The sequence below is a fragment of the Streptomyces sp. NPDC005302 genome, from assembly GCF_040607345.1.
GTDB lineage: Bacteria > Actinomycetota > Actinomycetes > Streptomycetales > Streptomycetaceae > Streptomyces.
In genome coordinates, this window is sequence record NZ_JBEXGN010000013.1 from 97,376 (window position 1) to 123,473 (window position 26,098).

Annotated in this window: 12 protein-coding genes; 1 reads left to right on the forward strand and 11 read right to left on the reverse strand. The window is 71.0% G+C overall.

Annotated elements, in window-relative coordinates:
• Positions 1–998: 998 nt before the first annotated feature.
• The 4 genes from ABZT74_RS20780 to ABZT74_RS20795 all read right to left on the reverse strand — a co-directional run bounded on the left by ABZT74_RS20780 (position 999) and on the right by ABZT74_RS20795 (position 5,772).
• Complete coding sequence (locus tag ABZT74_RS20780; protein WP_356436874.1) at positions 999–1,841, reverse strand: maleylpyruvate isomerase family mycothiol-dependent enzyme; 843 nt, start codon at positions 1,839–1,841, stop codon at positions 999–1,001.
• A gap of 256 nt (positions 1,842–2,097) precedes the next feature.
• The gene (locus tag ABZT74_RS20785) at positions 2,098–2,508 is read right to left on the reverse strand and encodes a type II toxin-antitoxin system PemK/MazF family toxin (protein ID WP_356436876.1); all 411 of its coding nucleotides are present in this window, start codon (positions 2,506–2,508) and stop codon (positions 2,098–2,100) included.
• A 253-nt stretch (positions 2,509–2,761) separates the two neighbouring features.
• Positions 2,762–4,318, reverse strand: coding sequence for an FAD-dependent monooxygenase (locus ABZT74_RS20790; protein ID WP_356436879.1), 1,557 nt, complete (start codon positions 4,316–4,318; stop codon positions 2,762–2,764).
• A gap of 518 nt (positions 4,319–4,836) precedes the next feature.
• On the reverse strand, positions 4,837–5,772 hold the full coding sequence (locus ABZT74_RS20795) for a LysR family transcriptional regulator (protein WP_356436881.1): 936 nt from the start codon (positions 5,770–5,772) through the stop codon (positions 4,837–4,839).
• A gap of 133 nt (positions 5,773–5,905) precedes the next feature.
• Here ABZT74_RS20795 and ABZT74_RS20800 point away from each other — a divergent pair, with 133 nt between their 5' ends.
• Positions 5,906–7,186, forward strand: coding sequence for an MFS transporter (locus ABZT74_RS20800; RefSeq protein WP_356436883.1), 1,281 nt, complete (start codon positions 5,906–5,908; stop codon positions 7,184–7,186).
• Between the two features lie 146 nt (positions 7,187–7,332).
• Here the strand turns inward: ABZT74_RS20800 and ABZT74_RS20805 are convergent, their stop codons facing one another.
• The 7 genes from ABZT74_RS20805 to ABZT74_RS20835 form a co-directional block, all read right to left on the reverse strand.
• Positions 7,333–7,740: a PPOX class F420-dependent oxidoreductase gene (locus tag ABZT74_RS20805; protein ID WP_356436885.1), complete on the reverse strand. Its 408-nt coding sequence runs from the start codon at positions 7,738–7,740 to the stop codon at positions 7,333–7,335.
• Positions 7,741–7,965: 225 nt separating this feature from the next.
• Positions 7,966–8,718 (reverse strand): hypothetical protein, encoded by a 753-nt coding sequence (locus ABZT74_RS20810; protein ID WP_356436888.1) that lies wholly within the window; start codon positions 8,716–8,718, stop codon positions 7,966–7,968.
• A 56-nt stretch (positions 8,719–8,774) separates the two neighbouring features.
• Entirely contained in the window at positions 8,775–9,647 is an 873-nt protein-coding gene (locus tag ABZT74_RS20815; protein WP_356436892.1) for a TauD/TfdA family dioxygenase, read from the reverse strand.
• 45 nt (positions 9,648–9,692) lie between these two features.
• Positions 9,693–10,292, reverse strand: a complete 600-nt coding sequence (locus ABZT74_RS20820) for a hypothetical protein (protein WP_356436894.1) — start codon at positions 10,290–10,292, stop codon at positions 9,693–9,695.
• 43 nt (positions 10,293–10,335) lie between these two features.
• The gene (locus ABZT74_RS20825) at positions 10,336–11,421 is read right to left on the reverse strand and encodes a GSCFA domain-containing protein (protein ID WP_356436896.1); all 1,086 of its coding nucleotides are present in this window, start codon (positions 11,419–11,421) and stop codon (positions 10,336–10,338) included.
• Positions 11,422–11,445: 24 nt separating this feature from the next.
• Positions 11,446–20,988 (reverse strand): amino acid adenylation domain-containing protein, encoded by a 9,543-nt coding sequence (locus ABZT74_RS20830; protein ID WP_356436899.1) that lies wholly within the window; start codon positions 20,986–20,988, stop codon positions 11,446–11,448.
• Positions 20,985–24,971 carry an amino acid adenylation domain-containing protein gene (locus ABZT74_RS20835; RefSeq protein ID WP_356436902.1) on the reverse strand — a complete coding sequence of 1,329 codons (3,987 nt, stop codon included), beginning with the start codon at positions 24,969–24,971 and terminating at the stop codon, positions 20,985–20,987. Before ABZT74_RS20835 ends, ABZT74_RS20830 begins: the two co-directional genes overlap by 4 nt.
• Positions 24,972–26,098 lie beyond the last annotated feature (1,127 nt).

Consider the following 26,098-nt stretch of genomic DNA (forward strand, 5'->3'; position numbering starts at 1 on the left):
GCCGGAGGAAATCCCTCCGCGGCGGATACGCCATTGAGCCAGTCCGTTTCGGCGAGTCGCCGGAAATCCAGCCCTGGGCGATCCGCGTTGCAGGACACGCGAGAGAGGCGAAGTCGTTCGCAGCCGACCTCCAGAACGCGCAGCGCCGGATAACGTCCGGATGCCAAGGACGTGAGAATCCAGCCGAGCCCCGACCGCGTGACGCGAGCCCGCTCCGAGACCTGGAGGTCGTGCCAGGCGCGCCGCCAGTTCTGAGGATCCGGCGGCGATCCTGCCAACAGGTCTGCCACACATCCCTGTTCAGGCGCCTGCGGCTCCGATCCGGTCTCCACACGCGCCGCGTCCAGTACGTCCGCGACGCGCAGCGCGGCACGCAGATTCCCGTCCGCGCTGCCTCTCCCGGTCTCCGCCCGCACGAATTCCCCCGTCCCGCCGCAATCGCCGGTGCGTCAACGGCACTGTCGACAACCGTTGTTCACCGAGCTCCAGACATGGCTGTGCCCTGGTGAAGAGCACGCAGGTCTGATCACATGGTCCCCCGGAGTCCCCACTCCGCTTACGCGTCACACTAATAGTCACGCGAGGGCCATCGCAGCATTTTCGGCAGCATCTCGACGACATTCGGCCAGGACGATTCAACGCTCTTAATGCGGAGCGAACATATTACCTAACCATTCGAACGCGCCCTATTTCTTGCGCCTTTTCGGCAGGGGACCTGCATCGGCTGCTACTTGATGGCGGCGGTCCCGACACGGAGGGGACGATGCCGGGTAGGACCATGCGAAGAGCGCGCAGCTGCCGGCACGGTCGGCCGAAGGCCGGGACATGGGGACACGACCTTCGCCTGCCGGACGCGGCGGGAGACACCGGCTTCCCTCAGGGCTGTGGCAGCCACGAGCGTTGGTTCCCTTTCCGTCCACTGAAGTTGAATGCGTGATGTCGGTGCCCAACGCTGGCGCTGTCGGCGTGCACGGTGGTGGCCGATGAGGCCGGCGTCGTCAGTAGATGATGGACACGATCTGGCATGCGGCTTCGGCGAGCCGACGATCTCCTTGCATGTGGGCGCGGGACAGGGCATCCGCAGGATCGAGGTTCCGCGTAGACAATCGCCAGACGGTCTCTGTATCCAGCGACACGGCTGCGGTTGGTCGGCCGCTCGGCGCTTCTGCCAACGACCATCGGTCCGCAGTGGCAGTTGCCGTCCAAGTGCCGCCGGCGGGGCCCTTGGCGATCATCTGGACCTGCGCCCCGATTGGTGCTGACGTGCGCCGGAGCGTGTGGGGCAGGGCCCGCATGAAGGTATCGAGGACCACGGTCAGGGCACGCGGCTCCGGGTCGGTGTTGCGGCCGATGGCGTGGCGGATCTGCTGGCGGTGAGTCCAGTGCTCGGTGAACTCCCTGGCTATGTCCAGCCAGGCCGGCGCGGGGTCGACGCCTGCCCACGACACGCCCAGGGCTGCCGCGTATGGGTTGGCCGTGGCGAATCGCTGAGCGAGGAGAGTGCCTGCCGCCGCCAGGGCGTCGATGAGTGAAGCAGGGCTGTCGTCCGAGTGCAGGTCGACCCATTCCTGGTTCGTGCGGTGGATGAATGCCTCGACGGTCTCGCCGTCGGCGAAGCCGTCCCGGTAGTCGTGGCCGAGACGGCCGTAGTAGTCGCCCAGGAGGTGGGCGGCAACGGCGTGCACCGTCCAGTGCCCGGTTGCCGTCCGGCTCCAGTCGGAGGGAGTCAGACCACGCAGGGTATCGAGCAGCGACCTGAGTTCCGGACCGAACAGTGCACGCGCGTCGATCGGGCTACCCAGCCAAGAAGTGCCGGACAGGCCGTTGGACTCAGGACTCATGGCCACAGCCTGCCAGCCAGGAGCCGTGGCCTGCCGGGGATTGCTCCCGCATGAGGTCGCGGGGCAACCCACTGCGTCAGTGCCCTATCCGGTTGCGGTGCCTTTTCCTGTCCAAGATCACGCAATGCGGGCGCAGCCTGGACCGGCTGCGGCTTCTACAGCCTGCGGTCAGACCCCCACCCTGCGGATACCTCCTACCTCCGGCATACCGCGAAGACCACCAACCATCAGCCTCTACGCCAAAACGACTTCAAGGTCAGTATCCGAGTTGACCGCCGGGTCGGAGGGCGTCCCTTATCTCGCTGAGCTTCATGGTCGTCGCCGGGGTCGGTTCCTGCGCCTGTTCGGCCTGCCGGAGAGCATCGTCAATCTCGTTGAGCTTCACGGAGGACAAGATGCCTGCCCGCTCGATCAGATCGTCCCGGGACACAGTGGTCAGCCACGTGCAGGGGGTAAAGCCTGGACGCGGGAACGCGAACCGCAGCACGCCTTCGAAGGGCATTCCTTCCCCGACGCCCACCATCACTTCGGTGCCCAGACCGCTGATGTCGACGCCCGCCGGAGCGACGACCTGCATCACCCGGATCCCGGAGGCGTCGTCTGCCGACAGCAGTACGACCAACCTCCGCTCGTCGAACTCGGCCCACCAGACTTCGCCACGTCGCACAAGTCCTCCAGACATAGGACGGCAGGCAGACCCCGCGATCCTGACGCGCTGTGGAGACGGGTGCGGCCACCGTTGATGATCAGTGTGTGAAGACTGAAGATCGTACGGTGGCCGGTAGGTCACATCGTAGACCCCTGGCCGCCGGCAGGAGCCGTTCGAGGCCCTGATGAGCGGGATAGCGGGCCGGTCCAAGGCCAGCCACTACCGGCGACGGGCCGCACAGCCATAGAGACCACGATCCACGGCTGGAGTACTAGACCGCGGCCGGGACGGCCGCAGCCAAGACCGGAACGGTCGATTCCATGGTCGTGGCTCCGCACGTCGGAGTCAGCCATGCCGAGACGGCCTCGTCGATGTGCTCCACTTCGCCGACCGTCTCCGCCGACCAGGCGACGTAGCCGTCCGGGCGCAGAAGCACGGCGACAGACGGGAGGCCCGCAACCGGCGTCGCCCGGACCACCCGCAGCGCACCGCGCAGCCACGGCGGCGGAGCCCAGTCCGATGCCGTGGACCCGAAGCGCAACAAGGTCATACGGCCGTTCGTCAAAAGCCTGATCGCATCGACGGACCCCTCGTCCGTCGCCAGTTCGAGGTTGTGGAGGAACCGTCCCTCCCAGGGGGACGGCGGCCCCGATCGCGTCGGCAGCACCGCGTCCTGCCCGCTGATCATCAGGGCCAGTCGTTCCACTTCGGCACCGACGTCCGCCGCCGCTCCCGTGGATGCGGCCAACTCCGCCAGTGAGACAGGGGTGTTGCCCGGTCTCATCAGGTCCACCTGCCTCCGCACCTGCTCCAGCAGACGCGCGGCAGCCGGCCTGCGCTCCTCGTCGTAGGAGTCCAACAGCCCTGCGGCGGCCACCCCTCGTACGGTGAAGGCAAGCTTCCACCCGAGGTTCAGGGCGTCGAGCAGGCCTGTGCTCAACCCCTGCGCGCCGATGGGGAAATGAACGTGGGCGGCGTCCCCGACCAGCAGGATCCGGCCCGACCGGTAGGAGCGGGCCAGCCGGGAGAAGTCACTGAAGCGGCTCAGCGAGCGGGGCTCGTCCATCTCGATGTCCCGGCCCATGACCCTGGACGTCTCGCGCCGGAACTCCTCCAGCCCCAAGGGAAGCCGGTGATCCGCAGGGGGGCGAAGGCAGTCGACCACCCGCAGGTGCCACCGGCCCTCCGTCGTCTCCTTGGCGACCGCCCAGCCACGCGGCGTGCGATGCCATCCCGACTCGGGGACCTCCTCCCCCGTGCACCGCACGACCCCCACCATCGCCGCCACGGTGGGCGCGGTCGCATCGGAGGAGATCCCGCCGAGAGTGCGCACAGCACTACGGGCGCCGTCGGCCCCCACGACGTAGGCGGCCTCGAACTCGTCTCGCCCTGCGGGGTGTTCGGCCGTCACCACGATCGATTGCTCGCCGCGTTCAAGGCCGACCATGCGATGCCGGCGCAGCACCTGAGCGCCTGCGGCCCGAGCCCGCTCCCCGAAGTACCGTTCGAGAGAGGCCTGCGGCCGCTTCAACAGCGGCTCCGGTTCACCGGCCGGCACGGTCAGCTCAAGACCCCACATCCCCGCGAAATGGAACGGAGTGGAAAGGGACCCCTCGCTCAACGGAAGCGCGGGAGCGGGCAGATACCCCCGGCGAGCCAGTACCTGGGCCGTACGAGCGTGCAGGGTGGTTGCCCTTGGGCGCTCGGACACCTGGGCCCGCTCCTCCAGCACCACCGTCCGCACCCCGTAGCCGGCAAGTTCGGCCGCGAGCAGCAGGCCCACCGGGCCGCCACCCACGATCACCACATCCGTGCGGACACACGTCATCCCCGTCGCCCCCCAGCGGTCACACAACACCGACGTCTTCATCACCGGACTCACAAAAATATACCGGTCGCCTGGTTGTTTTTTCGTGGGCCCACAGGGGCCTGTTTCGGCCAACTCCGGAACGGCAGCCGCCCCGCAGCGCTTCACGACGAGCCATGGGACCCGTGCCGGCCGTACCGCTCAGGCGGCACCGGCGAGGCCCGGCGCGGCGGCGCTGCTGCGCCAGTGCCCCGGCGGTGCGGTCTCCACGGGTTCGAGGACCTTCGTTCCGTTCAGGTCCGGTTGATACCGAGACCGAGGGCGGCGGAGCCCAGAGCGATGCCCTCGTCGGCTCCCGTCGGCTCCCGTCGGCCGGCCGAGCACACGGGCGATGGCCGCGTCCCTCATCATGTGCGAGACGGTGGGGTCGTGGAAGAGCGCCGGCGTCGGACCTTACGCCCCACACCCGCGCTCGGCCGTCGTCGACTCCGATTCCCCCTCGCGACAGGTGGCCGGTACCGGCCGGGGTGGTGGTCCGTTCAGCTCTCCAGTACCCAGTGCGGCACCCATGTGCCGGCGGCGCCGTGCCCGGCGTCCGAGGCGTCGAGGTGGGCGCGAAGGGTGGCCAACGCGGGGTGAGGGTTGTCGCGGTGCCACAGCAGCGAGTGCGGGTAGACCGGCATCGGGTCGGTCACCGGGATCATGCGCAGCCCGTACCCCGCGGGCCAGACATGGCGGGTGTGCTCGCCCATGAAAGTGGCCAGGGCCGGAGTGTCGGCGATGGTGTCCAGAAGCGCGTCCGAGCCGAAGTTGGGGCCGGTCGCCTCGATGGTGAGACCGAACTCGGCGACAAGGTCGTCGTAGAAGACGGCCCACTCGGTACCAGGGACGATGCCCGGCATCCAGATCCGGTGTCCGACGAGCTGTGCGACGGTGACGGACCGGGCGCCCGCCAGCGCGTGAGCGGGTCCGGTCATGAGCTGGAGCGGCTCGTCCAGGACCCGGACGGATTCGATGTCCGGGGGGAGGGGCCGGTCCGGCACGGCGACGGCGCGAAAGGACGCGTCGATGGTGCCGGAGCGGATGGCGGCGACCGCGGTCTCGATGTCGAACAGCATCACGACGTCGAGGTCGATCTCGGGATGCGCGCGATGGAAGCCGCGCAGCAGCCCCGCCGCCGCTCCACGCGAGGCGATCACGTCGACGCGCAGCGCACGGCGACCAGTGTGGACCGACGCGAGCGCGCGTTCGGCGACGCGCAGGAGTTCGCGCGCGTGGGGCAGGAACGCCTGGCCGTCGATGGTGAGCTCGGCACCGCGCGGGGTGCGGGTGAACAGCCGTACCCCGAGGTTCCGCTCCAGTACCGCGATGCGCTTCGAGACGGCCTGCTGCGTGATCGACAGCTCCGCGGCGGCCTCCTGGAACTGCCCCGCGTCCGCGGCGGCGACGAAGGTCCGAACGGTGTCGAGGTCCATGCCACCACCCTACTTTCACAACCATTGGTTGTGCCTGAGCGGCCCTGCGGTTGTTTGATCCCGGGGAAGCCGCCCGCTTTGATGCTTGCGATCGCGCAATGGTTGTACGGGTGGGAAGCGAGGGGCTCGGGGCATGAAGAGTGGGCGGCAGCCCCGAAGGCCGTTCGGACGTCTGCTCGGGCATGGGCCGGGGCGGCAGTTCGGCTGGCTCTGGGCAGCGTACGGAACCAGCGCACTCGGCACGTGGCTCGCCTTCGGCGCGTTCCCTTTGATCGCCATCCAGGTGCTGCACGCCGGCCCTGCCCGGGTGGCCGCGCTGTCCTCCGTGGGAGCGGCGGTGGGCGCGGCCGTGGCGGTGCCGCTCGGGCCGTGGGTGGAGTTCCGCCGCAAGCGGCCCGTACTGATCACCATGGATCTGCTGCGGTTCGCGGCGCTGCTGACGATCCCGGCGGCCTTCGCGTTCGGCGTGCTCAGTTTCGTTCAGCTGTTGCTGGTGTCGGTGGTGGTCGCGGCGGGCGACATCAGCTTCCGCGCCGCCTCGGGCGCCTATCTGAAGTCACTGCTGCCTTCGGAGGACCTGCTCGTCGCCAACGCGCGATTCGAGTCCACGGCCTGGACGACCACGATCATCGGACCGCCGTTGGGCGGGGCCGCCATCGGACTCCTCGGCCCGGTGGCCACCGTGATGGCCGACGCGGTCACCTACCTGCTCTCAGCCCTGGGGATCCGCGCGACGGGCGGTCGCGAGCCCCAGCCCGCACGGCGGGAGGCGCAGCGCATGCGGGGCCGCGACCTGCTCGACGGGTGGCGTTACATCCTCGCCGACGCGACCCTGCGCCCGCTGTTCTTCAACACCGCCCTGTTCAACGGCTTGGTGATGGCCACGGAACCGCTGCTCGCCGTCCTCATGCTCGGCCGGCTCGGCTACGAGCCCTGGCAGTACGGTCTCGCCTTCGCCGCCCCCGCGGTCGGCGGCCTGCTCGGCTCACGCCTGGCCCGGCCGCTCGCCGCCCGGTTCGGGCCGCACCGGATCCTGCGCGTGGCCGGAACGCTGCGTGCGGTCTGGCCCATCGGCCTGGCCTTCATCGGGCCCGGAACGGCCGGACTGCTGCTGGTGATGGGCGTCGAACTGGGGCTGATCCTCTGCTGCGGGATCTTCAACCCCGTCTACGCCACCTGTCGTCTCCAGCGCACGGCGCCCGACCGAGTGACCCGGACCCTGACAGCCTGGACCGTGACGACCAAGGCGACGACCGCGGTCCTCACAGCCCTCTGGGGAGTACTCGCCGCCCTGCTCGGCCCACGCACCGCCCTCGCCCTGGCCGGCGTGCTCCTCCTGGCGACCCCGCTGCTGCTCCCCCACCGCGCGGCCGCACGGGTCGACGAACGAGTGCCGACACCGGCGCGTCCCTGACGGCCGACCACCGTAGGTACGGCCGCCAGGGAGACGGTGCACGTCCGTCCGTACCTCGCGTCGACGAGGTCATGGCCACAAGCGAGGCCCCACCGAGACCGGCCCGAGCTGTGTCCGATCCGCAATCAGGGAAGCCGTCGGCGGGCTCAGATCGAGCCGACCACCTTGCGCGGGGTCACGCGGACGACGACGCGCTCGGCGTCGTCCTTCGAGCCGGGGTTGAAGTCCGCGTAGTCCTTTCCGGTGTACTTCCGCGACAGTTCATCGATGAGTTCCTGACCGCCCTCAGTGCTCAGGGTGGCCGTGCCGCGGATCTCGGCGTAGGTGTAGGGCGCGTTCGGCGGGTTGATCATGACGGTGATCCGAGGGTCGCCGCGCAGGTTCTTCTCCTTGCGGCGGCCCACGGTGGTGGAGACCAACAGGTCGTCTCCGTCCCGGCCGAGCCAGGTGATCGTCAGCTGCGGACTGCCGTCTGGCTGGATCGTGGCCACGTTGGCGAAGACAGGGTTGTCGTCGATGAGCTTCTTCAGGTCGTCGGAGAGTTCGGCAGACACGGAACAGGTTCCTTCCCTCGGCTGGTTGCTGTCCCCAGGCCAACTGCCCTCGGAAGAGATCAGCAACGCACAGCCTCCAAAATCCCGCACGCGCCGAGCACATCCCAACGACGCGCCGCGCGCGGTTCACCCGTCCGACCCAATCCGTGCCCGGTCTCACTGAACCCGCGAGCGCAAGAGAACGCGGCAAGCCAGCCGGGCACACCGGCGTCGCGACGGCGCTCCTCAATTCCCCTGTTCCTTCAAGGCCATTGCCAGGCCCGTGGCGAGGTGGAGGAAGACCGACGGATCCGGGACATCTTCAGGGGTGGACGCGGCGTGGGCTGTGGCTCGGGTCTGGGAAGAGGGGAACGTCGCGGTGTAGGCATCGGGGTCGGCTGTGGCGTAGGCGTAGGCGTGGGCCAGGGCCCAGGTGAGGGCGTCGGCGTGGGTGGTCGCGAACGCCTCGGCGTTCGTGGTCGTGCTGAGGCGGGCGTACTTGTGGCCGTACTCGTCTGCCTCCGTGCAGGTCCGGCCGTTGGCCAGGGCGTAGTCCCGGGCATTGACGTGCGCCTCGGCGTAGGCGGTCACGTGCGGATAGGCCCTGCGGTAGGTGGTCAGGAGTACCGGGTGGAGGGCGGTGGCCCAGGCGGCTGTCGGGGCCAGGGTGCCGTCGGCGGCGCGCAGGTGGAGGTCGATCAGTGGTTTGACCGGTGTGAGAGGCCGTGTGGACTCCTCGCCGTCAGTCGGATCGGTGGCGGCCAGCAGAGGCAGGGTCGTTCGGGCGTGCCAGTGGTGGAGTACTCGCATGCCTCCGCCCCGGAGGGCGTCCGCGGTGGGGACGAGGGTCTCATCCGTCGTGAGTCCCTCCCGCAGGGTCGAGGTCAGTTGTTCGGTCCAGTGCGGTGGGGTCGCGGGAGCGGGCGCCTCCCCGGAGCCGGTGGCGGCCGGGGCCGCCGCTGTCGTCCCGGATGGTTCGGTGGCGGGCGTCGTGTTCATGGACGGTGTCCCTCGGTCCGGGGAGGCGTGCACGGCCGATCGGTCCTCGGGTGACGTCAGGCCTGGGGGCGAGTGCCGTTGATGGCGACGCGGCGGCCGTGGCGGCTGTGCGGGAAGTAGTCCCAGACCGCGTGGTGCTGCACGCAGCGGTTGTCCCAGAACACGAGGGTGCGCGGCTGCCAGCGGACGCGGCACTGCAGCAGCGGGGTGCGCGCGATGTGTGCGTAGAGCATGTCCAGGAGGGCCGTGCTCTCGGGCCGCGACAACTGGGTGACGTGCGACGTGTAGGGGCCGTTGACGAAGAGCAACTTACGGCCGGTGTCGGCGTGACGGACGACGACGGGGTGCTCGGTGCGCGGCACGTCGTACTCGGGCGGTATGGGCTGTCCCATCCAGGGCAGCGCGCCGTCGTGCACGGCGGTCAGTCCGTCGAGGAAGGTGCGCATGGCCGGGGACAGCAGCTCGTAGGCGAGGTGCATGTTCGCGAACAGGGTGTCGCCGCCACTGCCGCCCTCCGGGACCGTTGTGATGTGCAGCATGGATCCGAGGGACGGCTCGGCGTCGGCGGTACCGTCCGCGTGCCATCCATTGCCGGCGACCGCGCGGGACTCCTTCGTGGCGCTGATCTCCAGCACGTGGGGGTCGCTGCCCTCCTCCGGGAGCTCGACCGGATGGAGTTCGCCGAAAAGGGCGGCGAAGCGTTTGTGCTGTTCCGTGGTGAGGTCCTGGTCGCGGAAGACAAGGACGTGATGGTCGAGGAACGCGGCACGAATCTCCTTCTCCTGCTGCGGGGTGAGTTCCTCACTCAGGTCGACACCGGACACCTCCGCGCCGATGAGAGGCGTGATCGTGTCTACGGTGATCGTCTCGTAGGGCTCGGCGGCGCGAGTGGTGATGCGCTCGACGGCTTCGAGTGCGTACGGGTCCATGGTGTCCTCACTGGTGGTAGGGGGTGAGAGGGGTGGGAGGCGCGGTCACAGGCCCCGGTCGAGCAGCGCCGCGACGATCAGGCGGCCGAAGGCGAGGCTGCCGTGGATGGTGTCGTCGGGTTCGCAGAACGGGGCGCGTTGCAGGCCGTCGGCGGCGGTGACGTGGGCACGGAGATCGACGGTCTCGATTCCGCGGGCGCGTAGTTCCTCGTGGAGGACGTCCTGTGCCGCGAAGAAGACCTGGGGGTCCGCCATGCCGGGGACGCGTTGCGGGGGCAGCAGGGCGAGCGTACGCAGGCCGAGGGCGACGGCACGGTCGTAGAACGCCAACGCGCCGCCGGCTGTGGCGCGTACGAGGTCGCCGAAGTGCTCGCTCCTGAGGAACCCGGGTGTGTAGGCGTCTCGGACGTCGCGGTGCACGGACCAGTTGGCCGCCGTGGCGACGGTGTGGACGCTCAGGCCGAAGGTGCACACCAGCGGCACGGTGAGCCGTCCGAGTCCCCGGGTGTCGAGCTGGTCGAGGAAACCTCGGTACAGGTGTTCGGACTCGGCGTCGCGGAAGGTGATGTCGTCCTCGCCGCTCGGGTCGAAGAACGGTCCAAGGAGATCCCGTCCGGAGCCGATCGGACCGCCGGCGAAGGGCAAGCCGGCCTCGCGCGCCGCCCGGCCGACGGCTCCGGCATGGGAGTCACCGAGCAGGAGGAACCGCGCCCGGTCCGTAGTAGTCGAGTACCGCGTCGTCACACCATTGCTCCTCTCCGCCGTGGTTGACCGGGGCAGGCGCCGCGGCCGGACCGTCGCGGAACTGCCTCTCGTCGGACGGACGTCCGGAGGTTCCCGCGAAGAAGTGGCGCATCACGAAGTCGACCCCGTCGGGGGTGACCGTGCGCAGGTTGGGTCCGTAGAACATCGCCCGGTAGGGGAAGCCCGTGATGATCTCGTACGAGGGGAAGTAGTCGACGTGGTCGTAGGCGTCGGCGAGTTGGCCGGCGGCAGCCCGCAGGACGGACTTGGAGTGGGTGGTGGCGACCAGGGCGTGCCGTCCCGTCGCGGTCGCGGTGAGCGGGACCGGCGACACTGTGAGGAGCGTCTGAAGGCCCGAGTTGACGCTGCGCGCCATGTCCAGCGTGGCGCTCAGGTCGTCGGAGACCTCCGCCACCGTGTGGTTGCGCAGGACGTGCCGAGCGGGGTCGAAGGTGCCGCCGACGGTTCCGGGGCACATCGGCAGGACGGTGTTGTGCCGGGTGTCCCACCATGCCTCGGTGAGTCCGAGGGTGAAGACGAGGACGCGGGCCTTCGTCAGCGCGGCTCGGATCGCTGCGAGGGTCACCGAGCGGGCCGCGAGGGCTTCCTCCTGGGAGGTGAAGCCGTCCGGCTGAAGTGCCGGGCGGTAGGGGTCGATCAGTCCCTTCTCTGATGTCCACCAGTCTTCGGGAGGCTTCTCCTCGTCCAGTGCCCAGGCGATCCATTGGCGCAGGGCTGCGGCGGTGTAGATGTTGCCGGTGCGGAAGGAGAACCGGCGGTAGCCTCGTTGGTCGTGGTCGGCCGGGGTCAGGCCCGGAGGCGGGAGTTCGGCGTCGTACCAGTGCATGCCCTCGGCAAGCAGGGCCGGCCCGATGTGCCGGGCGAAGCAGGAGCCGGCGGTGACCACCGGATCGTCCTGCCTGATCGGGAACTTGGGGCTCCACAGGTCGGCGATGTCCTGCGGGGCGGGTTCTGCGACGGCGGTCCGCCAGAACGAGCGGGCCGGCAGTCGGGTGTAGGGGTGTGCCACGGGGGGTCTCCTCGGCTGCCGTGGTCAGGAACGGGCGGCAGGGGCTCGGTGGTCGGGGGCTCCTGGCGTTGGACCGGGTACCGGAGCGGAGGCGGTGAGATCGCCCGCGATCACTTCGGCCACCGCACGCACGTGGGGCTCGGCGACAAGTTCGTAGTGCGTGACGGGAACGTGGTGGGTTCGGAACGCGGCGGGCAGGCGGGACTCCCACTCGGAAGCGGTCGACGGCGCCGCCATCACCACCGGCATTTCCGCGACGGGCTGTTGGGCCAGCCACAGGCAGCCGGGCGTCCTCGTCCGGCGGGGCAGACGGTGCGCGCGCATGGCGGCGAGGTTGGCCCGGCAGCACTGGGCGAGCCGTTCGGCATAGGCCCTGCCCTGTTCGGTGAGGGAGGGGTCGGTGCGGTTGCCGCGGAGTTCGAGAGCGAACACGGCCGCTACCTGTTCCTCGTCGACCATGGGATGCGCGGCCGGATCGGGGGACGGCGGATCGAGCAGGTAGAGGGCGGCCACCTCTTCACCGGCCTCCTCCGCGAGAGCCGCCATGGTGAGCGCGGTCCAGGCCCCGAACGACCATCCCGCCAGCCGGAGTTGCCGTCCCGCCGCTGGGAACTCCCGCCGGACGGCGGCGAGGTAATGATCGGCGCGTTCGGTGAGGGACCAGTTGGGCACGTCCGGGGCGGACAATGCCGGGTCGGCGATCAGACAGACCGTCAGGTGGTCGGGCAGGGAGGAGACGAGGGCCCGGTACGCCTGGATGTCACCCCCGACGGGGTGGACGAGGCAGAGCACTTCCGGCCCCGTTCCGCGCTGCCAGACGTCGACCGCGACCGCGTGGGTACGGGGTGTCGGCCGGGCGGCAGTGAGGTGGCCCAGGATCTCGTTCAAGGTGACCCGGTGGGTGAGCCGGGACAGGTCCAGATCGGTGCCGTAGAGCCGTTTCACCTCGTCCAGGAGCTCCAGCAGGGTCAGGGAGTCGGCGCCGAGGTCGTACAGCGGCGCGGCCGCGTCCAGGTTGTCCAGGCCGAGCAGGGAACGGGTCGCTTCCCGCAGCGCGGCGGCCGGGCTGCCGTCCGGGGACTCGGCTCGGGTGTGGGTGATCGGGGTGCCGGGCTCCGGGCCGGGTTCGAGCCGCGCGTCCGCAACGGTGGCAGGGTCGGGCGCGGCCTCGTAGAAACGGAAGGCCTCGGCCAGGTCCGTGGTACAGACGAGGAGTTGGGGCAGCTGCAGCTCCATCACCCGGTCGAACACCTCCACGCCCTCCCCCGGGGTCAGCGCTACGTCCAGGTGCGCCCGGTGGCGTGCGTCTCGCACCCGCGCGGTGTGCGCCATGCCGACCTCACGCCAGGCGTCCCAGGCGACGGCGGTGCGTGCGGTGCTGTCGTCGCCGCTCGCGTGGTGGGCGAAGCCGTCGAGGAGGGCATTGGCCCCGGCGTAGTCGAACTGTCCGACGCCACCCAGCTCGGCTGCCATGGACGAGCAGTACAGGACCGTGTCGGGCCGGTGCGTGGCGATGAGCCGCTCGGTCAGCAGGGCGCCTCGGAGTTTGGCCGCGATGCCCCGGCGAGCGGCTGCCCTGTCCCGGCGCACGAGGAGCGCTCCGTGTCCGGTGCCCGCCGCATGGATGACGCCGGTCAGACCGTCGAGGTGGGGGCCGAGGCGGGTGGCGATGTCGTCCAGGGACTCCTCGGCGAGGTCGGCTCGCACGCAGGTGACGCGGTCGCGCCACGCGGCGAGGGCCACGGGCCGTTCTCCGGTGCGTGACAGGAGCACGACCCGGGTGTCCGGCTCCCGCAGGATGCGGGAGGCGAGCGTGCTGCCGATACCCCCGGTGCCGCCGAGGATGAGATGAGTGCCGGGACGGGGCCGGGTCAATTCGTGCGCCGGCCCACCGACGAGTGACGCCTCGGACACGGGCCGGCGTACCGGCCGCCACCAGTGCCCGTCGCGCAGCGCGAGCCGGGGCCCGGTGTTCCCGGGGTCGTCGAGGAGCGCGGTCAACCGGTCCGCCCAATGGGCAGGGTCAGCGTCCGGCAGGTCCACCCACCGTACGGTCAGGCCGAGTTCCTGGCGCGACACTTCGCTCGCCGCCGCCGTCAGGGCGAGTTCGGGTCGCGCGACGGGGCCTGTCACGGGCTGGGCGGCATGGGTCAACACCCATGGCCGGGGGCGTACGTCCGAGGGGACGTCCGCCAGGGCCGCACACAGGGCGGCGACCGTGTCCAGGCACGCTCGAACGCCGGCCTCGACGGTGGACTCGTCGACCGGACCGCGCACGGCGAGGGGCAGGGTGTGCAGCCAGTCGGTGTGCGCGCCCGGCCTGAGGTCCAGGTCGTGCAGGATGCGGCGAAGTTGTGCGGCGTCGCAGGGATCGGCACGGTATGTGTCCGGCCCGAGGCGGGCGAAACGGGATCCCGTCTCGATGCGCACCACGCGTGCTCCGCCCTGGTTCGGAGCCGCCCAGGCGCTCCACTCCGTCGCCGCGTCGCCGACCACGACCACGGTGCGTCCGGCGGCGGGAACGGGCCTGGTGCGGGCCCGGCGCACGCGGACCCAGTGGTTCTGGTGCAGCCACCGGTCGGCCGGCAGCCGTTGCGGGAACGGGGGTCCCCCGGGCTTCGCGGAGCGGCGCAGGTCGTAGTCGGTGAGGTCGAAGGAGGGGGGTGGGAAGTCCCAGGGGGCCGGGGCGGGGTGCTCCCGCCAGTTCACGGGACGGCCCGTGTACCAGGCGTCCGCCAGTTCCTCCGGGGCCGCCCGACGGGCGTCCACGGGGTCGCCTGGACTCTTCGGCACGGCGACGGGCTCCAAGGCGCGCAGCCAGGCAATGGCCGCGTGCGCGTCGGGGAGCAGGCAGGCAGCACGGTGGCCGAGCGCGGGGCGTCCGGTACGCAGGTGGCGTACGACCTGCTCGTAGCGGTCGGGGTGGGCGGCCAGGTGGTCGGCCGCACGGCGGGCGTCCGCTCGGAGCGCCGAGGCACTGTGCGCGGACAGCGCCAGGAGCGGCAGGAACGGACGCCCTTCGGGGGCGCCGGCCGGGAAGGGCTCGGTGCCCCCGGAGGCCGTCCTCACCGCGTCGTCGAAGGATTCAAGGCGCCCAGCGTCAGCAGGGGTTACGGGTCCCTGCGCCTGTGGGTCCGTCTCGGCGGGCTCCGCCCCGTTCCTGAGGTCTCCGGTCCCGGCGCTGTCAGCCACGTCCGTGGATGCCTTCGCCTTGACGGGCGGGGCCTCCTCGACGAGGACATGGGCGTTGGTCCCGCCGATGCCGAAGCTGCTGACGGCGGCGAGCCGCGGCCCGGCCGGCCGCCAGGGCTCCGCGGTCACCGGGACGCGGAAGGCTGCGGCGTCGATCTCAGGGTTCAGCCGGTCGAAGTCGGCGGTCGGGGGGATCGTCGCGTGGTGTACGGCGAGCACCGCCCGGACGAGACCGGTCACGCCCGCGGCGGCGCCCAAATGACCGATCTGGCTCTTCACCGAGGACAGCGCGATCCGATGGCCCGGCGGCACGTCGTACGCGTCCTGCAGGGCGCCCGCCTCGACGGGGTCGCCGAGACGGGTGCCCGTGCCGTGGGCCTCGACGTAGCCGACGTCGGTGCCCCGACGGCCCGCTCGGCGCAGTGCGGTCCGGACGGCCGCGCGCTGCCCGGACAGGGACGGTGCGCTGTAACCGAGCTTGTCCGCGCCGTCGTTGTTCACGGCGGAGCCGGTGACGAGGGCGTAGACGGTGTCGCCGTCGTGGCGGGCCAGGCTCAGCGGTTTGAGGACGACGACCGCCGCCCCGCTCCCGCCGATGGTGCCGCCCGCGTCGGCGCTGAAGGCGCGGCAGTGGCCGTCCGGGGAGAAGATGTGCTGGGGGCGGTAGGTGTAGCCGTCGGTGAGTTCGGCGTCGACGAGCACTCCCCCGGCGAGCATGACCTCGGCGTCACCCTGACGGAGCAGCTGGGCGGCGAGGTGGACGCCGACCAGGGAGCTGGAGCAGGCCGTCTGGACGCTGAATGCGGGCCCGGTCAGGCCGAGATGGTAGGCGGCCTTGGTCGCGAGGAAGTCCTTCTCGTGGTGCAGGGCGAGCCGGAAACTGTCGGGAAGGTCGTCGGGCTCGGCTTCGCGGATCAGACGCTGGAAGTAGGTGTTCTCGCCGCAGGCCGCGATCAGCCCGACCTGTCGCCCGGCGGGTTCGGCGAGGCCCGCGTGGGCGAGGGCCTCCACGCAGACCATCAGCATCAGGCGCTGTTGCGGGTCCATCAACCGTGCTTCGTGGGGACTGATGACGAAGCGTGCGGGGTCAAAGCCCAGCGGCCGGTCGGACTGGCTGCGTGCGCCGACCCGGCCGTTCGGGGCGACGAAGTGTTCCACACCACGTCGGCCGGTGGTGACCAGATCCCAGAAGGCGGCGAGGTCGGGGGCGCCGGGCAGCCGCACGGCCATGCCGACGACGGCGACGGGCTCCACGGCCGGGTCCGTGTCGCCGATCCCCCGGGACGCGCGTCCGGCGGCGCGTGGTCCGGCGGCGGTGGCGTCCCGGAAGGGAACCCCGGAGCCGGGTGCGGTGGGGGTGACCGGCGTCGGGTCCGCGGGAAGAGGTGTTCCCGCCGACTCGGCGGGCGCGGAGACGGGTCGGGTCAGAGCCGCGGCCAGGGCCCGGACGGTGACGTGCTCGAACAGGTCGGCCATGCGGAAGGACATCCCGGCCTCCGTGGCGCAGTGGAGGTGGAACCGCATGAGGTCGAGGCTGGTGGCGCCTGCGTCGAAGTAGTGCTGGTCCGGCGCGGGCCGCCGGCCGGTGACGGTGGCGAACAGCTCGGTGAGCCGGTCCTCCAGGGGCGACAACGCCCCGTGTTCCGATGGGCCGTTGGCGCCGAGGTCGGCTCCGTCCGCGGTGAGGGCGGCGGCCCGGTCGAGCTTGCCGCTGGGGGTACGGGGCAGTGCGGGAAGCCTGCGGACGCGCCCCAACCGGACGTGAGCGGGCAGCAGTTCACCGAGGTGCCGGTCCAGGTCGGCCGGGTCGGGGTCGGGGCCGCGGCACTCCAGGCAGGCGACGAGCCGGCCGTGCTCGGCGACGGCGACCGCGTTCGTGACGCCCGGGAACTGGAGCAACGCCGCCTCGACCTGGCCCAGTTCGAGCCGGTGGCCGCTGAGTTTGATCTGTGTGTCCTCGCGTCCGGCGTAGTGCAGCAGGCCTTGTGCGTCGAAGTGGGCCAGGTCGCCGGTGCGGTAGAGGGTGCCGCCGTCGGGGCCGGTGGTGAAGCGGTCGCGGTTGAGTCCGGGATCGCCGAGGTAGCAGGGGGCGGCCATGGGGCCGCCTATGAGGAGACGGCCCGTGGCGCCGGGCGGGACGGGGTGGTCCTCCGCGTCGACGACGTGCAGTTCGGCGTGGGCGACGGGGCGGCCGATTGCGGGCGTGGACGGCCACGCGGCCGGGTCGCCGCTCAGGCACAGTCCGCTCACCACATGGGTCTCGGTGGGACCGTAGTGGTTGAACAGGCGGGCGTTGTCGAGCCCCGCGAACCACCGGCGGATGGTGTCGGTGCAGACCAGTTGCTCCCCCGCGGTGACGACCTCGCGCAGGCGTGCGGGGAACCGACCGCTGCGGACGGCGTGTTCGGCGAGGAGTTGCAGGGCCACGTAGGGCAGGAAGAGCCGCTCCACCCCGTCGGCGTCGAGCCGCTCCAGCAGGGTGGTGAGGTCCTGGCGCCAGGCGGGTTCCACCAGGCGGAGCAGGCCGCCGGTGCAGAGTGTCGTGAAGATCTCCTGGAAGGAGACGTCGAAGGACAGCATGGAGAACTGCTGGGTGACGGCGGGTCCCGCGGGGCCCGCCTCACGCTGCTGCCAGGCGATGAGGTTGCACAAGGTCCTGTCGGGGACCTGGACGCCCTTGGGGACACCGGTGGAGCCGGAGGTGAACAGGGTGTACAGCGGCCGTATCGCCGGGCGGGGGGCCGTGTCGGGTCCGGCGGTCGGCAGGTCGGCGAGGACGAGCGGAAGCCGCCGCAGTCCCGCCGGGGCGACGGCGTCCAGGGCGGGTGCCGCGTCCGGAGCGTGCAGGACGCAGAGTGGCTGGGCCTGCCGCAGGACGTGCCGGAGCAGCGCGGGCGGGTAGGCCGGGTCGAGGGGGACGACCGTCAGGTTGAGGCGGGCGCAGGCGAGCAGGGAGACGACGTGCTCGGGGGACGGGTCCAGGTAGAGGGCGACGCTCGCGGGGGCGGCCGGATCGTCCGGTAGGGGATGGAGGCGACCGATCTCGGCGGCCAACGAAGAGGCGTAGGTGTCGAGTTCGGCGTAGGTCAGCGTCGTCGTGCCGTGCGCGAGGGCCGGCGCGTCCGGGGTGTGCCGGACCTGCCGGGCGAAGCCCTCCGCGACACTGGGGAACTCCTGCGGCAGGACGCTGCCCCGGGCGGTCGCGGCGGCGCCGGTGCGCCAGGGCGCGACGACGTCTGCCACCGTGCGGTGCTGCTCGTGGGTGAACGCGTCCAGAGTCGTGCGGAACAGCCGGGCCACGGCGTCCACACGTTCGGCGGGCAGGCGGGCGGAGTCGTACTCCCACAGGCATTCGAGGCCCTGTGCGTCCTCTACGACGGACAGGGTCAGCGCGCACTTGGCGGCGGGTGGCTCGGTCCACCGCGGGCGCAGCGTGCAGCCCGGCAGACGCAGTGTGCCGAACTCGGTGTTCTCCAGAACGAAGAGGTAGTCGAAGAGGGGGCCGCCCGCGCGGAAGGTGTGGTCCTCCAGGACGTCGGCGAGGGCGATCTCCTGGCCGTCGAGAACGGTGGCCGTACTGGTGGCGTGCTCGTGCAGCTGGGCCCGCAGGCCTCGCCGCGGGGCGGTGTACAGGGGCAGCAGGACCGTGTTGGCGAACATGCCGACGGTGTCGGCGAACTCGGGACGTGGACGGCCCGCGACCGGTGCGGCGACAAGGGGGCGGCTCTGCCCAGTGACGCCGTAGAGGGCGCAGGCGAAGGCGGAGAGCAGAAGTTGGAACCTGGTCACACCCTGCTGCGCCGCCCAGCGGTCGAGCCGGGCCGTACGCGCCGGGTCGACGGACGTCCGTGTCAGGCGGGCGGCGCCCGGGACGCCCGGGGCGGGATCGAGTGGGGGTGAGACTTCGGGAGTGGCACGGTAGTGCTCGGCCAGGCGTGCGCGCGTGCGCCGGTAGGCGGGGCTGGTGCGCCAGTCGTGCTGCCAGGCTGCGAAGTCGAGTGTGGTGACTGCGGGTTCGGTCACTGCGGGTTCGGTGACGGCGGGTTCGGTGACGGCGGGTTCGGTGACGGCGGGTTCGGCTCCAATGTCCGCGAGCGTGCCGTCGAGGGCCGCCGTGTACGCGGCGGTGAGGTCACGGAAGAGCAGGTTGAGCGACCAGCCGTCGACGGCGATGTGGTGCAGGTGGAGCAGGAGCGTTCCCCCCTCGGCGTCGGGGAGGAAACCGGCGCGCAGCATCCGCGGATGGCCAAGGTCGAATCCGGGTGCGAAGAACCGCTCGACGGACTCCTGTCGCCCCTCCCCCGCCCCTTCCCCGACGGGCTGCCAGGGATCGTAGGGCCCGGCGGTCTCCTGCACGAGGCCCTCGGGGCCGACGGTCAGACGGGTGCGCAGAGCGGGGTGCCGCGCCACGAGGAAGCGGAGAGCGTGCCGGAGCGCGGCGAGGTCGGGCGTGCCCTGGACGTGGAAGGTGAGCGGAACGTCGTAGGAGCGGTCCTGCGGGTCGCGTTGGCGCAGCAGCCACAGTCGCTGCTGTTCACTGGTCGCGGGGCCGCTGCGCAGGCCGGATGTCGTGCGGACCGGCGGATGGATGCCCGCGGCGGCGTCGGCGCGGTGCACCGCTTCGGCGATGGCGGCGAAGTCGGCGCGCAGGAGCAGGTCGTGGGGCAGGTCCGCGCCGTGGCGTTCCAGGAGGGCGAAGCGGAGCCGGAGGGCCGCGAGGGAGTCGCCGCCGCTGGATATCCAGCGGTCCGACGGCGTCAGACCGTCCACGCCGAGGATGCCCTCGGCCAGGTCCAGTACGGTCCGCTGCTCCGGGGTGCCGGGTGACTCCGTCGGGTGTTCCGCGCGCCAGGGTGTGCCGCGCTCGCGCAGCAGGCGTTCGACATCCACCTTTCCGTTGGCGTTCAGGGGCAACTCCCGGACGCGGTGGGTGTGATGGGGGCGCATGTACGCCGGTAGGGCAGCGTCGAGGTGGTGTTCGTAGGCCGCGTGCGAGAGTTCGCCGTCGGGGACGAGGAAGGCGTGCAGCTCATTGCGGCCGTTGTCGTCGCGCCGGGTGCACACGTACGCGTGGCGCACGGCGGGATGGGTCATGACGGCGCGCTCGACCTCGCCCGGTTCGATGCGGAAGCCGCGCACCTTGACCTGCCGGTCGGCCCGTCCGACGTACGTCACCAGGCCGTTCTCGTCGACGCGGACGAGGTCGCCGGTGCGGTACCAGCGAGTGTGGTCGCCACCGGTCGGCAGGGGGGCGAAGCTCCGGGCCGTCTCCTCGGGGAGGTTGCGGTAGCCGAGCGCCAACGCCTCCCCCGCCAGGACGAGTTCGGCGGTCTCGCCGGCCAGGGCGGGAGTGCCGTCCGCGGTCAGGGTGGCGTACCGGGTGCCGGCCAGGGGTGTGCCGATGGGGACGTCGTCGCCCTCGAGGTCGCGGGGCACGGCGAAGCACAGGGCGAAGGTGGTCGCCTCGGTGGGTCCGTACACGTTGTGCAGGACCGTGCGGGCGTCCGGGTTGGCCCGGTACCAGCCGTGGAGGATCCCGGCGTCGACGCGCTCGCCGCCGACGAGGACCTGTCGGGTGGTGGCGAAGCAGTCGGGGACCTGGTCGACGACCGCGTTGAACAGGGCGACGGTGATGAAGACCGTGTCCACGGCTCGGTCCCGGAGGGCCCCGGCGAGCCGCAGCGGGTCGTGGACCACCCCGTCGTCGAGGATCACGCAGGTGCCGCCGGTGAGCAGGGGGGTCCACACCTCGAAGCTGAGGGCGTCGAAGGCGGGGTTGGCCAGGCAGGCGTAGCGGTCGCCGGGCCCGATGCCGATGTAGCCGGGCCGTGCGAGCCGGAAGACGCCCTCGTCGGTGGCCTCGACACCCTTGGGTCGGCCGGTGGTTCCGGAGGTGTAGAAGAGGAAAGCGGTCGGCGCGCCGGTGCCCGTGCTTCGATCCTCCCCGGTGTCGGCCGCCGTTTCCTGGGGCACCGGCCCTGGCGCCACGAGAGCGTCGGCGGTGAGGCCGGCCAGGTGGTCGGGCACGGTGCGCGGGGTGCCGTCGTGGACGACGGCGACCGCGCCCGAGTCGTCGAGGATGTGGCGGCGCCGGTCCGGCGGGCTGAGCCGGTCCAGGGGGACGACCGTGCATCCGTTGCGGCGGATGCCCAGCATGACGCAGACGAGCTGCCGGGAGCGGGGCAGCGCGACCGCGACGGCTTGTCCGGCGCGGATGCCGGCGCCGCGCAGCCGGGCGGCGACTCGGTCGGCGGTGGCGTCGAGTTCGGCGTAGTCGAGCAGACGGTCGCCGTCCTCGACAGCGGGCGCGGAGGGTGTGCGGGCTGCCTGTGCGCGGACGGTGTCGGCGAGGAGGGAGAGTCCGGCGTGGGTCATCGTCGCTCCCCCGTCGCCGCGGGCCGGCGGGGGCCGGCCGGCTCGGAGGGCGGGCCCGCGTGGTGGGCGAGTTCGGCGCCCATGACGTCCGCGACGAGTCCCGCCTCGGCCTTCTCCAGCATCTCCCAGTGGTCGCAGGGCACGGGTTCGACCCGGAAGTGACCCTGGGCGCGCCTTTCCCAGAAGTCCCGGACGTCTGCGTGACGGGGTGTGTCGGTGCCGTCGCCGACGGCCTGGGCCAGGACGAGCCGGGTCGGCGAAGGGTGTGGCAGATGATCGCGGGCGGTGGCGCGGTTGTGGTTGTAGATGCGGTGGTACCGCTCGACCTGGGCGTCGTCGATTCCGGGGTACATGCCGTTGAACCGCACGAGTTTGTCGCGGAACTCGGCCATGTCGACGTTCTCGATGGCGGCGCGTTCGGCCGGGTCGTCGGTGGCCTGGGTGTCGAGGAGGACGACGCTGACGTCGGTGCGGCCGGCGCTGGCCAGCAGGCGGCCCATCTCGTGGGCGACGAGGCCTCCATAGGAGAGTCCTGTCAGGACGAGGGGTCCGTCATCGTACGGCCCGAGAAGGTCGAGGTAGGCCTCGGCCATGGCCTCCACGGTCGGCAGCAGGTCCTCGCCCGGGTTCACGCCCGGTGACTGGATGCCGTACAGGCCGGCCGTCTCGGGCAGCCGGGCGGCGAGGGTCAGGTAGCAGAAGGCCGTGCCGCCGGCGGGGTGGACGCAGACGACGCGCGGGGTGCCCGCGGCGCCGGGGGTTCCGGGCCGGAACTCGACCAGACTCCCGGGTGCCTCGGGGGCCCGTCCCTCGCGCAGAGTGCCGGCGAGTGCCTCGATGGTGGGCCGGAGCATGATGTCGGCGACCGGCACGCGGACGCCGAACTCCTCGGTGACGGCGTGGGCCATCTTGATGGCCGCCAGCGAGGTTCCGCCGCGTTCGAAGAAGTTGTCTCCGATCCCGATGTCGGGGTGCAGCAGAATGTCCCGCCATATGCGGTACAGGGCATGTTCGACGTGGTCACGCGGGCTGGCCGTGTTCACCTGGTCGCTCCGGTGGGCGCGGGCTGAGTCGAGCAGGGCGCGGCGGTCAACTTTGCCACTGTGGTTGAGCGGCAGGTCCGGCAGATCGAGGACGACTGCGGGAATCATGTAGTCCGGCAGGTGCCGGGCCAATGCGCGCCGCCAGAGCTGCGCGTCGGCCCTGGCCTCGGGCGGGCCGGCGACAGCGGCCACCAGGCGCGGACCGCCCGGCGCGTCTCGATCGGTGAGCACGACGGCTTCCCTGACCCCGTCCAGGGCGAGTAGCGCTGCCTCGATCTCGGCGGGTTCGATACGGAAGCCGCGCAGCTTCACCTGGTCGTCGGCGCGCCCCACGTAGTGCAGGTCGCCGTCGGGAAGCCGCCGGGCCAGGTCGCCGGTGCGGTAGAGGCGTTCGCCCGGGAGGTACGGGTCGGGAAGGAACCGTTCCTCGGTGAGGTCGGGCCGGTTGAGATAGCCGCGGGCCAGGCAGGCACCACCCAGGTACACCTCGCCCACGGTGCCCGGCGGGACGGGCTGCAGATGTGCGTCCAGCAGACGCAGCCGCGTGTTGGGCAAGGGTCGGCCCAGCGGGCTCTGCCGGTCCAGCGGGCGCGGGTCGTAGTGGGCGGTGCTGTACAACGTCGCCTCGGTGGGCCCGTACCCGAAGCACACCTTGAGGCCGGGCAGGTGAAGGGTGAGCCGGTGAAGTGCCGCTTCGGGAAGTGACTCGACTCCGGTGAGCAGCGTGCGCAGCCGCAGGCCGGCAAGCCGTGCGGCGGGATCCTCGTCGAGCCAGCGAATGTACGCAGGGGGCAGGAAGGCCTGGACGATCCGGTGCTCGCCCAGCCACGACACGAGAGACTCGGGATCGCCGCGGAGCTCTTCGGGAACAATGTGCACACTGCCGCCCGTGGTGAGCGGCAGCAGCAGTTCGTGCACGGAGGCGTCGAAGCCGATGCTGGACCAGGCGGATCCGACGTCTCCGGGCCCGCTGCCCATCCGGTCCTGCCAGGTGTCGAAGAGGTTGAGCACGCTGCGGTGCTCGACGGCGACGCCCTTGGGCCGGCCGGTGGAGCCGGACGTGAAGATGACGTAGGCCAGCGTGTCCTGGGCCCGCGACACGGCCGGCGGCCCATCAGACAACACGCCCTGCATCTCGATGTCGGCCAGGGCCGACCAGCCCCGGGTCAGCGCGTGTTCGGGACTGTCGGTCAGCACGAGGGGACAAAGGGCGTCCTCGACCATGCCGTCGAGACGGGTCTGCGGCTGGGCGGGGTCGAGCGGGAGGTAGGCGGCGCCCGCCTTCAGGATGCCCAGGATGCCGACGACGAGGTCGACCGTACGTCCGGCGTGCAGCCCGACCACGTCGCCGGAGCCGACGGAACGGGCCGCGAGCGCGTGGGCCAGACGGTTCGCCCTGCGGTCGAGGGTCGCGTAGTCGGTCGTTCCCCGGGTGCAGACAACAGCCGCCTCGTGCAGGCGGCTGCGGACCTGCGCCTCGAAGAGGTCGGTGAGGGAAGGGGCGGCGAGTGGGGAGCCGGGTGCCGCGGGCACGGTTTGGCCAGGGAGCGGAGATGCTGATGTCTCGCGAACGTCGGTGAGCGCGCGGGGGGACTCACCCTCGGCGAGGAGCAGGTCGCGACCCTCCGGGCTCATCAGGTCGAGCGTGCCGATGTCCTGTTCGGGGCGGCGGGCGAGGTCGATGAGCAGAAGACGGAGATGGTCCACGTAACGCCGGGCCGTGGTCTCGTCGAACAGCGCGGTGGCGAAGTCGAGATGCCCGGTGAGGGCTCCTGCGGACTCGGTGACGGATAGCGCGAGGTCGAACTTGGCAGGCGCGTGCGGGATGGACAGCGGCTCGGCGGTCACGCCGTTCAACCGCAGCAGGTCCGACCGGTCGGGCACCCAGGCCAGCATGGTCTGGAACAGCGGCGCGTGGGCCGCGCTCCGAGGCGGGTTGACGATCTCCACGACCCGCTCGAAGGGCAGCGCCTGATGATCGAGCGCGCCGCGCACGACGGCCCTCGTCCGGGTCAGGGCCTCGGCACCGGACGGTCCCCCGGACAGATCCACCCGCAGGGCCAAGGAGTTGACGAAGAAGCCGATGAGGGCCCGGGCAACGGGATCGCGGCGGTTCGCCACCGGACTGCCGACAACGATGTCGGTCTGTCCGGAGAGCCGCGCCATCAGAATCGACCAGCCGGTCAGGACGGCGACGAAGAGCGTCGCGCCATGACTCCGCGCGAGGGCGCTCAGAGCCGTCGTGTCCTCCGGTTCGAGACGGAACTCCACCCGTCCGCCCACGTGTTGCTGCCTCGCGGGGCGGGGACGGTCGGTGGGCAATTCCAGCAGGGGTGGCGCGTCCTCCAGGGTCCGGCGCCAGTAGTCCTCGTGGGCGCCGAACGTGCCGTCGGCCACGGAGGCCCGCTCGGCAGCGGCGTGGTCGGCGTACTGGACGGTGAGAGGCGGCAGCGGATCGTCACGGTCTGCGGCGAACGCCTCGTACAGGATGCCGAGCTCTTTCATCATGACGTTCATCGACCAGCCGTCGTACACGCTGTGGTGGAACGTCAAGAGCAGCACATGGCGGTCGGCCTCCAGAGTCACCAGACGGCCCCGGCCCAGGGGTCCGGCCTCCAGGTCGAAGGGAGCGCACGCCTCGACCTCACGCAGGCCGGCCAACGTGCTCGGCGCTCCGGGGGCACCGGTCAAGTCGGTACGGAGCAGAGCGAAGCCGGTGGTGGGCGGCTCGACGCACTGGCGGACCTCGCCCTCGACGGTCACGAGCCGGGTGCGCAGTGTCTCGTGGCGAGCAACCAGGACGTCGAATGCCCGGCCGAACGCGTCGACGTCCAGGGTCCCTTCGATCCGGAAGGCAAGCGCCTCGTTGTAGGCCTCGTTCGCGCCCGGCAATTGCGCCAGGAACCAGAGCCGTTGCTGCGCGAAGGACGCGTCCCGCATACGAGATCGGGGGTCCTCGGTTGTCCCGCGGGAACGAGCGGTATTCCGCAGCGCCCGAGCATGCTGGATTGTGTGGGGGGGTTTCTGCACTGCCGAGACCTGGCCTTCCCATGATGGGGGAACGGACGGTGTCGTTCGACCGGACGGACGGGATCACCGTTCGGGGAGCCGGAAAGCACGGACGACCGTGATGAGCCGGTGGGAATGGGAGATGGAAAGGGCACACTGAGCGGCGATGGCGCCGTCACACAGCTGCTGAAGGGGAGAAGTCGCACCGGCTTGGCGGAACAAGCGGGAAAGATGCGCGAACCTTGGCCGGGGAGCACACCGAAGGATCGCGGCAGTGCGGATACCCGGACCTACGGCGCGGGCGGCCCAGAGGCCTGATGGATGGTCAGGAAATACTGTCCCGCGCGATCGGCGCTGCGCACGTTGACTCCCTCGGCTTCACACTGAACAGACGAAATCACATTCCAGGAATCCCTCGGGAACCCCGGAATCGCACCGTGATCATCGATCAGCTGCTCGATCGATGTCAATGTCCATCAGGGCAGGCCGCCTTGACCGCACGGCCCCCTCCGGAGCTTCATTCGTGCGGTGACCAGGTGTTTCGGAGCGAGCTTGATCGCGCCTGACAAAATTCGGAACGCGGAATCCGAGTTGCGAGGGAAAACGCCCGCTTTCCGAGGGTTGCGAGAAGTGCGCGCGAGGGGAACTTCGCGCCATCGACGGACTCCCCTTCCGCGCCCATGAGGACGGCCGGGCGGTCGCCGCGGTTCCGCGCCCGGGAGTGCCACCCGGCCCGCCAGTCCGTGGTTCCGGCGGTCCGTGCCGCCGAAGGTGGTCGGCTTCGCGAGCCCGGAGGCGGCCGGCCAAGGGGCCGCCACCCCCACTTCGATCGTGTTGGCGCCGTGACCCAGCGGGCCGGGGCGAGGCCGACGACCGGTTCAGCCGGCCGAACAGGGGCAGACACGGCCGCGGACGGCCACCCGGCAGGTGTTCGCCCCCGATTCCCTTGACCAAGGGCATAGGGGCACCCCCCAGAAGTCGTGGCCCGACAAGTACAACCAAATTGCCTCCTCGGCTGTCATGCAGTCGTCAGTGATATCTGCCCGTTGTCCACGGAG